This is a genomic window from Undibacterium sp. GrIS 1.8 (assembly GCF_040544445.1).
Taxonomy (GTDB): Bacteria; Pseudomonadota; Gammaproteobacteria; order Burkholderiales; family Burkholderiaceae_D; genus Undibacterium.
In genome coordinates, this window is sequence record NZ_JBEONQ010000020.1 from 44821 (window position 1) to 59878 (window position 15058).

The window sequence follows — 15058 nt, forward strand, 5'->3', positions numbered from 1 at the left end:
TAAACGCTTTTGGCGCTTAAGCTCTTTTTAATTTTTATATTGCTGCTTAGTTAGGCTGTTTAGTTAGATATCTACGCCTAAGCGTCTGGCATATTAAAAAAGCTTAGCTAGTTTTCTTTTCCCTAGCGACAAAATACAGCAGCAATACGATTAGCACATAAGGAATCATCGACAAGGCGTTTGAGTTGATACCCTCGTAGAAAGGATTATGCGCCGTTGCCCAGTCACCGATGGACTTATCAAAATTGGTCAGAATACCAGCGCTGAAAGCGATGAAGATACCGGCCAATGCACCGCCAGCAATGTAGCCTGAAGACAATAAGACGCCAGAACTACTATCGCCTGCAGCTTGCTTCTCTTCATCCGTCATTGTTTTGTAGCGATCTAGTTTGTTATTGCGACGATCTACCAACCAGCGAATCATCCCGCCGATAAACAAAGGTGCCGAGGAGGATAAAGGCAAATACACGCCAACCGCAAACGCCAATGAAGGGATGCCAGCCATTTCTAAAATCACGGCAATCATCACACCGAAGATCACCAGAGTCCAAGGTAATTTTTGATCCAAAATACCTTTGATGATGTAAGACATCAATACCGCTTTTGGCGCATCAAATTTAGCAACCTTGGTGCCATCCGGTAATTCTTTGTAAGTGCCGTTAATGCCTGGATCAACCATATAGACAACCTTGCCAGCATTGTCTACCAGATACTTGCCAGCAGGGCCGCCAACGGTATCGCTCTTTTGCCAGACTTTATAAGTTGCTTTATCTGCCTCAGCTTGTGTGCCGGTGAGTTGCGCTGTATCCGTCAGTTTGTTGACATCGGTGACCAGATTAGGTGCGACCTGTGCTGCTGGTACATAGGTGGTCGCGCTCTCATTGAGTTTAAGTAAGATCGGACCCAAAACCAAAGCAGAAGTGAGTGCTCCAGCCAAAATCGCAAACTGCTGCAAGCGTGGTGTTGCACCGACCAGATATCCGGTTTTTAAATCTTGTGAAGTTGAGCCAGCATTACTCGATGCGATACAGACAATCGCGCCGACCGATAATGCCGTCACATAATATTGTCCGCCAGTCCAGCCCATCAATAAAAAGATCAGGCAGGTAAACAGCAAAGTCGCCACAGTCATGCCGGAGATCGGGTTGGAGGATGAGCCGATTTCACCCGTCAGTCGGGATGACACCGTCGCGAATAAAAAGCCAAACACCAAAATCAAAATCGCACCGAGGATATTCATATGCAAAGGCGTTGCCGCGGTGATGATGGCAATAATCGCCAGCGAGCCAATGACGACCCATTTCATCGGAATATCTTGCTCAGTACGCAAAGTTGATCTGACTGCATTAGTGGTGTTGCGCATTCCCGCAATACCTTTGGACAGGCTGCGCCAGATTGTTGGCATGGCTCGCATCAAGCTGATTAAACCACCTGCAGCAACCGCGCCTGCGCCGATATACAAGATGTAAGAACTGCGGATAGCGCCAGGACTCATTGCGCTAATCAAGGTCGTGCCCGGGCTGACCGGCACAGTCAATGCATCACCGAAGAACTTGATCATCGGGATCAGCAACAAATAAGACATAACGCCGCCAGCCGCCATCGTTGATGCGATACGTGGGCCGATGACATAGCCGACACCAAGTAATTCCGGCGAAATTTCTGCGCCGATTGATCCTGCTTTTAACGGTGCGCCGAACGCGACTTCTGGCGTATCTTTCCAGCCGCGGAGAGCGACGTTGACGATTTTATACAGCAGACCAACACCAAAGCCAGCAAAAATAATTTTCGCGCGTTTACTGGCCTCAGCAAACGCATTAGGATTGTCGCCTTCGCCAGCCGCATCACGTGAGCTTTGATTAGCTGCAGCTTTTAATACTTCTGCGCAGGCAGTACCTTCGGGGTATTTCAGTTCTAAATGCTGGTCGACAATCAAGGTACGACGCATCGGTATCATCAATAAAATACCGAGCAATCCGCCCAATACACCAACCAGCATGACACGCCAGATTTCCAGATCAAAGCCCAGAATCAAAATCGCTGGCATCGTCACGCCAAGACCAAAGGCGATGGATTCACCCGCAGAGCCAGCAGTTTGGGTGATATTGTTTTCCAGAATAGTGGAATCTTTGCCACCCATTTTTTGGAATACGCGGAACAAGGTAATCGCGATCACCGACACTGGAATCGAAGCGCTGACCGTAAGGCCAACTTTTAACACCAGATACAAAGATGACGCACCAAAGATAATGCCCAGTACCACACCCATGATTAGGGCGCGGATGGTCATTTCTGGAAGTTGGGCTGATGCGGGAATGTAGGGCTTAAAGGCGGGTTGAACAGAGGTGTCGTTTGGCATTGTTTTACCTTGGTGTCAATCTAATAAAAACTACGCAAAAAAATTACGCAACATGAACTGGAAGACATTGTGTGTCCTAGCTCGGTTATTGGGAAATTCAAAAATCCGATAGATGTGCAGCGAGTTTTGTGGCTTGCGCTGTCTCTGTCAGAGAATTTTTAGAACTTACCTATTCCAGCCCGATTGGGGCAGAAGTGCTAATCGGGCATTATATGGCGACATCCCGGTAATTTCGCTCAAATTTCATGCTTGTTTAAATTTGGCAACACTGTGATGCCACGGATGACTGGATTGCGCCATGCCACCAAGGCCAGTAGCAGGGCGGCGACGCCCGCAAAACCGAGTGAGTAGCGTAAGCCAAGGTGCTCGCCCATCCAGCCGCCGATTAATGCACCGGGGCCGGCAGGTAGCAAAATCAGCCAGCGCATCGTGGACGTCATTCTGCCGAGCAGCGGTTCTGGAGTAACTGCTTGCCGCAACGCCAAAAAATTAATAAAAATCAGCACGCCACCAATAGAGAAGCACACCAGCATGATCGTGAAAGCAATTACGCCCCAGTAATCAATTGGTGCTATTGCCAGCAAAGACCAGCCAAACCCACAGATACTGATACCGAGCACCATGCAAGGGCCGGGGCCTATGCTACGGCTAATGCGATGACCATAGATACTGGCGATAACAGTACCGATCCCCATGCCCATATAACTGAGACCAACTGCTTGTTCTGATAAGCCCAAAGTGCGGGTAGCAAATAAAATTTGTACGACCAGCGCCGCGTTGTAGCAAAGCTGCCAGCCTCCGACGGTCGCTGCGAGGGAGACTAATAAAGGTTTATTCCAGACAAACTGAATACCTGCTTTAAGGTCATTCCAAAAATGCGCGCCCTCAATATCAGGTCTGACTTCATTGACTTTAATCCCACGTAAAATGGTGGCGGAACTGAGTAGTAATAATGCATCGGTCATCAGTGCCAGTGGTGCCCCCATTAGATTAATCAAGCTACCGGCAGCGGCTGGCCCCGCGATCTCTGCACCAGAGTTTGCCAGTGCATTTTTTGCAAACGCTTCTACCAGCCGTTCTCTGGGGACGATCTGGGTTAAAACGATTTGCGCGGCAGTACCTGATGTTGTATTAACTGCGCCAATAATAAAGCCGACCACATACAACCACATCATATTGATGGAACCTAACCACCAGACCAGCGGGACACTGGCGACCGCAATCGCTACCAAGATTTCACCGACGACGTACACGGGTAATTTGCGCACTCTGTCTAGCCACACCCCTGATGGCAGCGATAAAAACACAAATGGCAAGGTTTCCATAAAAGTCAAAATACCCATTTGAGTCGGCGTGGCATGCAATAAAATCGCAGCCGTCAAAGGCAGCGCCAGCATCGTCACTTGTGCACCAAGCGAGCTGATCAGTATCGACGTCCACAAGCGGCGATACACCAGATCGCGTAGTAAGTCAGTAGGAGCTAAGGTGAATCTTTGTAGCAGACGCTTTTTCATATTTTTATAGTATTAAACCGAGAATTTCTATTGTCGCTGTTCCAATAGAAATTCTCGGTTAAAAAAAGCCGGACAAAAAAGAGGGATGACGCTTAAAAATATTTTAGACAATTTCAGATTGTTATTAGTTAATTCCAAGCTGTAGAGCGGATATGTGCTGACTGATATTTCGCCTCTGCTAGCGTTTACAATAGCTGCCTTAGTGCGTGTATTCGTTCACTAAGATGTTCACGCTTAAGTTAACACTCAGTTCACGCTCGGTTCACTTATATTACACAGATTACAAAGATTAGAGAACACAAACATGTTTGAAAAACCTATCGTCATGATTGACTTTGAAACCTCAGGCATGAGCCCGGAACAAGGCGGTCGCGTGACCGAAGTTGCGGCGCTGCGGATCGTTGGCGATCAGGTGGTGGATCGTTATGTATCGCTGATCAATTGTAATGTCCGCATCTCCTCTTTTATTACTGAACTGACTGGCATTACCCAGGCGATGGTCAACAAAGCACCACCGGCATCAGAGGTGATTCCTGAGCTGGTCGAGTTTATTGGTAACGATACTTTAGCCGCCCATAACGCTAGTTTTGATGAGAAATTTTTGCAGGCAGAAAGTGATCGTTTAGGTCTATGGCCTAGTTACGATGGGGTCGTGTGTTCGGTCAAATTAGCGCGCCGGGTTTTCCCTGGATTGGATAGTTATTCACTCGGTCGTCTGGCATCATCTTTGGGTATCCGCTTTGCTGGCGCGGCGCATAGAGCAGAAGCTGATGCCGAAGTCGCCTCGGCTTTGCTGTTGCGCATTGCTGCCCATTTGGGTAAACAGTACGACATGCGCAGCGTTGATCCCCGCTTGCTACAAGAAATCAATAAACTCAGTGCGGCTAAAGTCGGTGCCTTTTTAAAAAAACAGACCGCAGTACCAGCGCCAAAATCCAGCATGCTTGTGCTGGATAAAATACAAGACAAACCAGTACAGCGCTACCGCCATTACAAAGGTGGCGTGTACGAATTATTGTATGAGGCAACGCAAGAGTCGGATTTGACACCAGTGATTGTGTACCGCTCACATAATGGTAGCGTCTGGACTCGTGCTAAAGACGTGTTTTTTGAAACCATAGAAGTGGATGGTATTAAGACGCCGCGCTTCGCTTTGATTGAAGATTAGTCAGATCCTAGCGAAGCACAAATCAGACTATCCTCTGCTTTAGCGCTTTCGGTAAATCGTATTGCGCGACACGCCCAAAGCACGGGCAGCAGCAGAGACATTACCGCCATGATTTTGCAACGCAGTTTGTATGGCCTGAATTTCTAAATCCTGTAACTTACCCTCACTGATGGTCTGCACTGATTGGATGGCCTGACCCGAGGATAAATCGTTAAAGACTGCTTGCTTGATGTCAGCTGTGACATGGCTTACATGGGTGACGGGCTGATCTAGCGTCGGTTGATACTCGGTCAGCGTCGTGATTTCCTCTAAAAAATCCTCCGGTAAATGTTCACGACAAATTTGATGATTGTCGCCAGCCATCAACATCGCCGTGCGTAAAAGGTTGTTGAGTTGGCGTAAATTGCCGGGCCAGCGGTGGTGCTTAAATAACTGCATGACATCGCTAGAAATTTGGTAGGGTCTGCCGTTTTTATGGCGCGACCGATTTTCTTCGGTCAGCATTTTTTGAGCTAGCACCGCCATATCAGAACGTTCGCGCAAAGCGGGCAGTTTTAAGACCAGCCCATTCAGCCGGTAGTACAGGTCCTCGCGGAATTCACCTTTGGCAATCAGCTCGCGCAGATTACGGTGGGTTGCACAGATCAGTTTTACATCGACATGAATAGATTTATTTCCACCTAGCGGCATCACGCTGCGCTCTTGCAATACCCGGAGTAATCGAGCTTGCATACTTAAGGGCATATCACCGATTTCATCTAAAAATAAAGTGCCGCCATGCGCTTGCTGGATTTTGCCGATGCTACCTTTTTTTCGTGCGCCGGTGAATGCGCCATCTTCATAACCAAATAATTCTGATTCAATTAAGGTCTCTGGAATCGAGGCGCAATTAACTGCGATGAATGCAGCTTGTCGTCGGGATGAATCTTGATGTATTGCCTGAGCCAACAGCTCTTTGCCCGTACCTGTTTCGCCCGTGATCAGCAAGCTGATATCGTGCTCGGCGACTTTGCTTATTTTATTGATTAAATTAGCGATCAGCGGATCGCCCGTGTTTAGGGCTTGTAGTTTTGAGCTATTTGAGGGGCTATTTTGTGAACTGTAATTCGCTGCTGGATGATGGTTTTCTGAAGCCTTTTGGTAGTCTTGTCGTTCTTGTTCTTGTCCTTGCGCGTATTGTGAGAAGCTATTTTTCAGCTTAAGTTCCGCGCGTGCTGATACCCGCACTCCGCCCGGTAATGAGAGCGATAAAAATTGTGCAGTCGCGTTGCGATAATGATCCAGCAGCGATGACAAGGCGACCCCAAACAGCGAGCTAAAACTATGCGCGCTTCCATTTGAAGTCAAGGACGCTAATGGCAATCCAAGCTGGAATAAGGCACTACGATTTGCCGATAAAAAACGTCCGTCTGGTGTAAAGCAGGCGATACCCTCCATCAAGGTGCCGATAAACTCAGGTCGTGCATGGAAGTGCAGGGTGATAGCGTCTTCAAATGTGGCGGAGAACAACTGGTTCTCTATCATCTGAGCCGACATACGGACTAATGCCATCGTATGTTTGTGAAAGCTGCGGTAGTCGCCAGTGACGTCAAGTACTCCTAACACTTTGTCTTGGTAGTCAAAAATCGGCGCGGCAGAACATGTCAGAAAATGATTGGCTTGCAGATAATGATCGCTGCCGTGGATTAAAGTAGGCGCGGCCTCAGCCAATGCGGTGCCGATTGCGTTGGTACCTTTGCTATGCTCTGCCCACATCACTCCTGGGCGTATCGCTACCTGATCTGCTTTTTGCAAAAAATCTTTGTCGCCAAACGCATGCAAGATGTGGCCGTTGGCATCTGTCAGCAACACCATGCTGTGGGTATCAATAATCTGCTCATATAGCGTTTCCATCACTGGTAGCGCATAGGTGTGCAAAGCATGATTTTGTTCCATCAGCAGCGCCAGTTCTTTATTGCTCAAACTGCTGAAGTCAGGTGCGGCTTTACGCTCTAAACCATAAGCGGCAGAACGCAAATGCGACGCGGCTAATAATTCGGGATGGGTTCCGGCAGAGATAAATCTGTTGGATTGGCTGGGTGATAGCGGTGTCGCTTGCGCACCGTCGTTGCCTCGCTCCATGATCTGGCGCATTTCTGGACTCCGTATAGAGGATGGGTCTGTATGCTTTTTTAATCGTTGTAATGGAAACTTCTAAAAACCCCTTAATCGAGCGCATCGCGTTGTTGTAAAGCCTCGCAATACCGACGTATTGCTACGTTTACGCCTAGCGCTGCATCTCGATTAAGGGGTTTTTACAAGCTTCCTAATGTAACACTACTGATTTATTTTCGCATCCGCTTGCTGGTCTGTCGGTCAGCACACTTTGGCAAACTTTTAAAATATTTCATATTTATTTATACTGTGGGTAAGTATATTTAGTTGTCCATATATTATTTGGTCTATAGGGCGTTTTTTATAAAAATTGGGGGGAGTATCTGATTTTTTATGTGTAAAGACTAAATAATTTGTTACTAAAATAGTGCTGCCATCAACTTGTACGGATACAGCCACATTTTATAAGCACCGCCAAAACATTACTTGAATGGCATAACTTTTGCCTAACATCATCCAGCAGCACTTAGTGTGTACCAAGGTGTTCCAAATTGTCACAATAAAATCAGGAGATAAAGATGGCTATCGGTTTCAATATAAATGGCAAAGCAGTGTCGTCCAGTTCGGAAGTGGATACCCCGTTGCTATGGGTAATCCGTGATGAACTTGGTTTGACCGGGACGAAATTTGGCTGTGGCATGGCGCTTTGCGGCGCTTGCACTGTGCATCTGGATGGCGTGCCCGTCCGTTCTTGCCAGACGCCGGTATCGTCGGTCGAAGGTAAAAAAATTGCGACCATCGAATCACTCTCTGCGGACAATTCCCACGTATTACAAAAAGCCTGGATCGCGCATGACGTACCGCAATGTGGTTACTGCCAATCGGGTCAACTGATGAGCGCCGCCGCTTTGCTGGCCTCGAATAAAAACCCCAGCGATACCGATATCGACAACGCCATGAGCGGTAACATCTGCCGCTGTGGAACCTATAACCGTATTCGTGCTGCGATTAAGTCTGCCGCTGCCGAAATGCGTAAAACAGCTTGAGGGGCGCGCCATGACAACTACTAGACGCAGTTTCCTTAAAACTTCCGCTTTAGCTGGTGGTGGCTTGATGCTTGGCATCAGCTTACCAAGCGTCGTGGGTGTGAGTGACGCGCAGGCCGCGGGTACTTTATATACTCCAAATGCATGGGTGCACATCGCTGACGACAATACGATTACCCTGATCTCCGCCCGTTCTGAAATGGGGCAGGGCGTGTACACCTCCATGCCGATGTTGATTGCAGAAGAGCTGGATGTTGAGCTAAAAAATATCAAGGTAGAAATCGCTCCTCCCAACGCTGCTTACACCAATAGTTTGCTCGGTGCACAAATCACCGGTGGCTCTACCTCAGTACGCGACGCATGGGAAAAATTGCGTATAGGCGGGGCCCAGGTCCGCATGATGCTGGTATCTGCCGCAGCGAATAAATGGGGTGTTGATGCCGCCAAGTTAAGCACCAGCAATGGTATGGTCAAAGGTCCTGACGGTAAGCAAGCCAGCTATGGCGAACTGGCTGAGGCGGCATCCAAATTACCGGTTCCTAAAGATGTCGTGTTGCGTGATCCTAAAGATTTCAAGATCATCGGCAAAGCGACTAAACGCTTAGATACACCGAATAAAGTGAACGGCAAAATCCAGTACGGGATTGATGTTGTCTTGCCTGATATGGTGTACGCATCCTTAGAGCAATGCCCGGTGATTGGTGGTACGGTCAAGAGCTATGATGCGACCAAAGCACGTAGCATGCCCGGCGTGATTGATGTGGTGCAGATACCCGATGGCGTCGCCGTGGTAGCGAACAGCTACTGGCGTGCGAAAAAAGCACGTGAGACTTTAGTTGTTCAGTGGGATGAAGGTAGTGTTGCAAAATTGAACAATGCCAACATGATGGCTGGCATCCGTGCTGCTGCCGCGACTGGTAAAAAAATCAGCATCAAAAAAACCGGTGGTGATGTTGATGTCGCCATGAAAGGCGCAGCCAAAACACTGAAGGCAGAATACAGCTCGCCTTTATTAGCGCATGCAACCTTGGAGCCGATGAACTTTACGGCCGACTTCAAAGACGGTAAATGTTTGTTGATCGGACCTACTCAGTTCCAGCAAGGCGCGCAAGGTGCCGTCGCTGCCGCATTGGCGATCAAGCCAGAAGACATCACGCTTAAAACGACCTTCCTCGGCGGTGGTTTTGGTCGTCGCCTGGAGTTAGATTTTATCGTGCAGGCGGCGCAGATTTCTAAAGCAGTTGGCAAGCCTGTCAAACTGTTATGGACGCGTGAGGATGATACGACGCACGATTTCTATCGTCCTATGGCGCTCAACCGGATGGCAGCAGGGCTGGATGCGAAAGGTAAACCGGTTGCACTGACGTTTGAACTGACCTCACAGTCTGTGACCCAACGTGCATTTGGCTTGCCAAAAGATACGCTCGATCCGTTTATGGCAGAAGCCTCAGTCGTGCCGTATGACATTCCAAACATGACGCAAGACTTGTACATCCATGATGCGGGTTTGCGTGTCGGTTACTGGCGCTCAGTCAGCCATGCACTGAATGCATTTCCGAACGAGAGTTTTGTCGATGAAATGGCGAAAGCTGCAGGTAAAGATCCCTATGCTTTCCGTATGTCGCTGCTGGACAAGCAACCCCGTTTTGCCAACATCTTAAAACAGGCAGCAACTAAAGCAGGCTGGGGCAAGCCCTTGCCCGCAGGCCATAAGCTAGGTATTGCGTTGATGGAGGGTTACGATACTTACATGGCGCAAATTGCCGAGATATCTGTCAATAAAGCGCATGAAATCAAAGTGCACAAAGTTACGGTAGTCGCTGATCTCGGGCACATGGTCAACCCCGATACGGTCGAGGCACAAATCCAGTCCAGCATTGCCTTCGGACTGACTGCCGCCTTGTATGGTGACATCACCTTAGAAAATGGACGCGTGCAGCAAACCAACTTCCATAACTATCCTGTCTTACGCATGTATGAAATGCCTAAGATCAATGTGACCTTAGTACAAAGCACCGAAAAACCAGGCGGTATCGGTGAACCGGCAACTGCATTGATCGGGCCTGCCGTAGCGAATGCCTTATTCGCTGCTACTGGCAAACGCTTGCGTAGTTTGCCTTTGACACCAGAGAAAATCGCTGCCGCATAGCAATTGTGCGCTAAAGGGCGACTAAGTGGATTCAGCGTAGAATAATTCACTTAGTCGTATCTCATCCACTATTTCAGCGATTTCATCCTGCATACGTTATGCGGCTTCCAAGGCAAAAATGGCCTGGAAGCCGCATAAGTACTGCACCCTCATTTTGGATTGCCATGGACAGTATTGATCTGGAAGTGCTAAAAGTCTGCGCCTTATGGCTACAGGCCGGACGCAAATGCGAGTTGGTTACCGTCATCAAAACCTGGGGTTCTAGTCCCAGACCAGAAGGTGCCATGCTGGCGATTTGTGATGACGGACAAGTAGTCGGCTCCGTTTCTGGCGGTTGTATCGAAGACGATTTGATTGAACGTGTCAGGCAAGAAGGCATACAACGTACCTTGCCAGAGATCGTCACTTACGGCATCACCGCCGATGAGGCGCATCGTTTTGGCTTGCCCTGTGGCGGCACGATACAACTGGCATTAGAACCTTTATCCGCGCACAGCCGGATTTCAGAATTACTACAAAGATTAGCGCAACATGAGTTGGTGGCTCGCAGATTAGATTTGCATACTGGTGAGGTCAGACTCGATCTGGCGAAGTCGGCGATGAGCTTACAGATTTCAGAAACAGCACTTACGACGATACATGGCCCACGCTGGCGTTTGCTGATTATCGGTGCCGGGCAACTGTCCCGCTTCCTCGCCAGCATTGCGGTCGGCATGGATTACCACGTCACCGTTTGCGACCCCAGAGAAGAATACCGCGCAGGATGGCAAGTAGAAGGCGTACAAGTCGTGCACGCCATGCCAGATGATCTGGTGCAGGAGATGCAATTAGATAGCCGCAGCGCAGTAGTCGCCTTAACTCATGATCCCAAGCTGGACGATTTAGCGCTGATGGAAGCTTTAAAATCCGATGCTTTCTATGTCGGTGCCATCGGCTCCCGCGCCAACAACAGCAAACGGCGAGAAAGACTCAAAGAATTCGACGTTAGCGATGCACAACTCGCCAAACTGCATGGCCCGATTGGCCTATACATCGGTAGTAAAACCCCGGCAGAAATTGCGATTTCCATCTTGGCTGAAATGACCGCGGTGAAGAACAATATTCATTTGCCGGTAGAAGTGCAGGTTGAGTATGCCAAGCATGCTGCGGCGCAAATGGAAACAGAGCCAAGTTGTGGCTTATGAAAACTTGTAAATCTCTATTTTGATGTCTTCATTGTGTTGAAAGCGGTGTGCAATCTGCATATGTAGTTTTTTTTGTGTCAATTTCGCGTAAAATCCTATCCAAAATCAAACCAACCTGGGTAGAAAACACATGAGTATTAAAGCCGATAAATGGATACGCCGTATGGCGCAAGAGCATGCCATGATTGAGCCGTTTGAGCCGGGGCAGGTGCGTTTGCGTGGTGAGGAGAAGATTGTTAGTTACGGTACTTCTTCTTATGGTTACGATATTCGTTGCGCTGACGAGTTTAAGATTTTTACTAATATCAACAGCACAATCGTCGATCCTAAGAATTTTGATGAGAAGTCGTTTGTCGACTTTAAAGGCGATGTCTGCATCATTCCGCCCAATTCATTTGCACTTGCCAGAACCATGGAGTACTTCCGCATTCCGCGTAGCGTATTGACGATCTGCCTTGGTAAGTCAACCTATGCACGTTGCGGCATCATCGTGAATGTGACGCCGTTTGAGCCAGAGTGGGAAGGTTATGTGACTTTGGAATTCTCTAACACGACGCCATTGCCAGCCAAGATTTATGCGGGTGAGGGTTGTGCTCAGGTCTTGTTTTTTGAGAGCGATGAAATTTGCGAAACATCGTACAAAGATCGTGGCGGAAAATACCAAGGTCAGCAGGGCGTTACTTTGCCAAGGGCTTAATTCTTTTACTGTACTCGTATTCAAAATACACTTCATCAAACACATTAGTGCGCCAGAATCGGCGCGCTAATGTCGTACCTAATACACCTAATACGTCTTCTCTTTCAGTCCTTCACTTAGCTCTTAACTCAGTCCCAAGGCCGATCTCTATGTTGCTGCCCCAGCTGTGTTGGCTGTCGCCTAATATATCAGGATGCTGCGTGCTAAGCTGTTAGCCCGATTACGTTTGAGCGCATTATGTTGATACCTGACTCACTTGACTACCAGTCTATTCTTGAAACGATTTATGCTGAGGTGCAGCCTTTGCTTTCGCAAGGTAAGGTTGCCAGTTATATTCCGCAACTTTCTCAAGTATCTCCGTATCAATTTGGTATGGCGATTTATGGTCTGGATGGGCGCAGGTTTTCTATCGGTGCTGCGCAAGAAAAATTCTCATTGCAGAGTGTAACTAAATTATTTGCTTTGGCGCTGGCGTTTTCGCGTGAAGGGGATGCGATCTGGGCGCGGGTCGGGCGCGAACCTTCCGGTAATCCGTTCAATTCTTTGGTGCAGCTGGAGTATGAGCGAGGTAAGCCACGTAATCCGTTCATCAATGCGGGTGCTCTGGTAATTAACGATATTTTATCGACTCGATTTGTACAGTCAGACATTGCGGTATTGCAGTTTGCGCGTTTGATTGCAGATCAAGTGACGGTTGATTTTGATGTGGTCGTTGCGCAGTCTGAGCGCGAAACAGCGCATAGAAATTATGCCATCGCACATTTGATGAAGGATTTTGGCAATTTGTATAATCCGGTCAAAACGGTGATTGATAGTTACTGCCGTCAGTGCTCTATCACCATGACTTGTGAGGAGTTGGCGAAGGCGGGTAGTTTTCTGGCACAACATGGCACGATACCCTGGAGCGGCCAGCAAATCTTGGACGCCAGTTCTGCCAAACGTTTAAACGCCTTAATGCTGACTTGCGGCACTTATGATGCCGCAGGTGATTTTGCCTACCGCGTGGGTTTGCCGGCAAAGAGTGGTGTCGGTGGTGGGATTTTGGCGATTGTGCCGGGTGAGTTGTCGGTGGCAGTGTGGTCGCCAGGATTAGACCCGACCGGTAATTCTTTAGCTGGCACGTATGCTTTGGAGCGCTTTACTACCTTGACCGCACGATCTATCTTTTAAAAAAACTCCCTGACCTTTGATTGCATGAGTAAATCATACTTCATATGAGTATATTTAATTGTCCATATAATCATTGGTCTATAGGGTATTTTTATTAAAAATGCAGGGGAGTATATTGAATTATTCTAAAAAATATACGCAAAACCAACCAGATTTTTCCATCGATGAAGAATAGCTGAATTGATTTTGCGCAGATCGTATTGAGTCCGCCTATCGTCCTTAGCTCATAAAGCCTAAGTTCTGGTTGCTAAAGTTTTTAATGTTTGGGAACACGTCGCTAATTTGGGTAGCACTGAGGCCAAACCAGCTAGCTAGCGTTGCACCGTACTGATCAACCGAGAACTGTGGCAACAAACTACCTGAGCCTACGTCTTGCGTATGTTTTAGTCCGGTGACGGGGAAGGTGCCGTAAATATTATTGCCTTTGACTGCGCCACCAACGATAAAGTGGTGCGAGCCCCAACCGTGATCGGTGCCGTCGCCATTGCTGGTAAAGGTACGACCAAAATCGGATGCGGTAAAAAGTGTGGCTGCGCTGCGCAAGTCAGTGCCTTGCAGATTACCCATGATGCCATCGAAATAAGCAATAGCATGCGAAAGCCTTGCCATCAGATCGGCTTGATTAGCACGCTGAAAATCATGCGTATCGAAACCACCCATACTGACAAAAAATACTTGCCGTTTCGCACCCAAGGCATTGCGACCGGCGATGATGCGTGCCACGGTTTGTAATTGCACTGCTAATGAATTAGTCGCCAACACGCCGGTATTGGGGTTGGTATATTGGGTAGGGTTGGGCACGCCGGTTGGCCCCGCGACCGCCATTGCCGGGCTAAGTATACTTTGCGCATTGATGGAGCGATTGGTGACTGCCGCATGTTCCTTTTGAAACAAGTGCGGATTATCGGCAGTGATAATTGCTTTCAGCGGATTGGCACCTGCCGTTGATCCAAACAGGGCACCACTCAGACCACCGATCGGTACTGCACCTGAGGAGCTGATCTGATATTGATTGACCGTTTTACCCGCTAAAAAAACAGCATTGCCAGAGGCAGAGATGGAGGTGAAAATCGGGTTGCTATTATTCGCCGCCATCAAGTCACCCATGCGCCCGCCCCAGCCATACGCCGCACCTTCTGGCGCGTAGGCTTGCCATAAGGACTGCTGATCATTGTGTGAGAACAGTTTGGGTGGCAATGGCACGCTGGCAGCTTTATATTGCGCTAAGGTCGTTGGTACGATCAGCGGTGCAACGTTGCTGATAATGGCAGCCCGGCCGTTGTCAAACAGCCCTTTTAATTCTACTAAATTAGGGTGCAGCGCAAAGCTGCGTCCGGCTTGTGTCGTCGCGGGCGTGATTGGTAATACGCCGCCCGGCGCACCGACTGCCGGCAATGCGATGGAGCCAGTGTCCGTGGTCGTTCTTACTGAAAGATATTGGGTCCACGAGGTGCTGTCCGTTGCCAGCACCGTGTTGCCGTGATCGTTACCGCCATTCATAAAGAGGCAAATCAAGGCTTTGTAATCTGTGGGTGCAGATTGTGCTGCGGCAGATGCCATGGTGGCGAGGTTGATCGCGAAAGGGGCAGTGGTTGCGCCGACGACCGATAACATCGACGACATGCGCAAAAATTCACGACGAGAAGCATTCATTTTATGGCTCATGTTGGGCTCCGC

At 48.6% G+C, this 15058-nt stretch carries 10 protein-coding genes; 6 read left to right on the top strand and 4 right to left on the bottom strand.

Annotated features, from left to right (window positions below):
* Nucleotides 1-103: 103 nt before the first annotated feature.
* Nucleotides 104-2359 carry an OPT family oligopeptide transporter gene (locus AAKU64_RS11335; protein ID WP_354362151.1) on the bottom strand — a complete coding sequence of 752 codons (2256 nt, stop codon included), beginning with the start codon at nt 2357-2359 and terminating at the stop codon, nt 104-106.
* Between the two features lie 236 nt (nt 2360-2595).
* Nucleotides 2596-3873 carry an MFS transporter gene (locus AAKU64_RS11340; RefSeq protein WP_354331798.1) on the bottom strand — a complete coding sequence of 426 codons (1278 nt, stop codon included), beginning with the start codon at nt 3871-3873 and terminating at the stop codon, nt 2596-2598.
* A 304-nt stretch (nt 3874-4177) separates the two neighbouring features.
* Here AAKU64_RS11340 and AAKU64_RS11345 point away from each other — a divergent pair, with 304 nt between their 5' ends.
* Complete coding sequence (locus tag AAKU64_RS11345) at nt 4178-5041, top strand: DUF1653 domain-containing protein (protein ID WP_354331800.1); 864 nt, start codon at nt 4178-4180, stop codon at nt 5039-5041.
* Between the two features lie 39 nt (nt 5042-5080).
* On the opposite strand, the gene AAKU64_RS11350 is transcribed toward AAKU64_RS11345, so the two are convergent.
* Entirely contained in the window at nt 5081-7174 is a 2094-nt protein-coding gene (locus tag AAKU64_RS11350; protein ID WP_354331802.1) for a sigma-54-dependent Fis family transcriptional regulator, read from the bottom strand.
* A 539-nt stretch (nt 7175-7713) separates the two neighbouring features.
* On the opposite strand from AAKU64_RS11350, the gene AAKU64_RS11355 reads away from it, so the two are divergent.
* The 5 genes from AAKU64_RS11355 (at nt 7714) to AAKU64_RS11375 (ending at nt 13381) form a co-directional block, all read left to right on the top strand.
* Nucleotides 7714-8181, top strand: a complete 468-nt coding sequence (locus tag AAKU64_RS11355; protein ID WP_354331804.1) for a (2Fe-2S)-binding protein — start codon at nt 7714-7716, stop codon at nt 8179-8181.
* A gap of 10 nt (nt 8182-8191) precedes the next feature.
* Nucleotides 8192-10330, top strand: a complete 2139-nt coding sequence (locus AAKU64_RS11360; protein WP_354362152.1) for a xanthine dehydrogenase family protein molybdopterin-binding subunit — start codon at nt 8192-8194, stop codon at nt 10328-10330.
* A 164-nt stretch (nt 10331-10494) separates the two neighbouring features.
* Nucleotides 10495-11514 carry an XdhC family protein gene (locus tag AAKU64_RS11365; protein WP_354331808.1) on the top strand — a complete coding sequence of 340 codons (1020 nt, stop codon included), beginning with the start codon at nt 10495-10497 and terminating at the stop codon, nt 11512-11514.
* Between the two features lie 130 nt (nt 11515-11644).
* Nucleotides 11645-12211: a dCTP deaminase gene (dcd, locus tag AAKU64_RS11370; RefSeq protein ID WP_322119386.1), complete on the top strand. Its 567-nt coding sequence runs from the start codon at nt 11645-11647 to the stop codon at nt 12209-12211.
* 237 nt (nt 12212-12448) lie between these two features.
* Nucleotides 12449-13381 (top strand): glutaminase, encoded by a 933-nt coding sequence (locus tag AAKU64_RS11375; protein WP_354331810.1) that lies wholly within the window; start codon nt 12449-12451, stop codon nt 13379-13381.
* A 219-nt stretch (nt 13382-13600) separates the two neighbouring features.
* On the opposite strand, the gene AAKU64_RS11380 is transcribed toward AAKU64_RS11375, so the two are convergent.
* The gene (locus AAKU64_RS11380; protein WP_354331812.1) at nt 13601-15046 is read right to left on the bottom strand and encodes a DUF1501 domain-containing protein; all 1446 of its coding nucleotides are present in this window, start codon (nt 15044-15046) and stop codon (nt 13601-13603) included.
* Nucleotides 15047-15058: the final 12 nt, after the last annotated feature.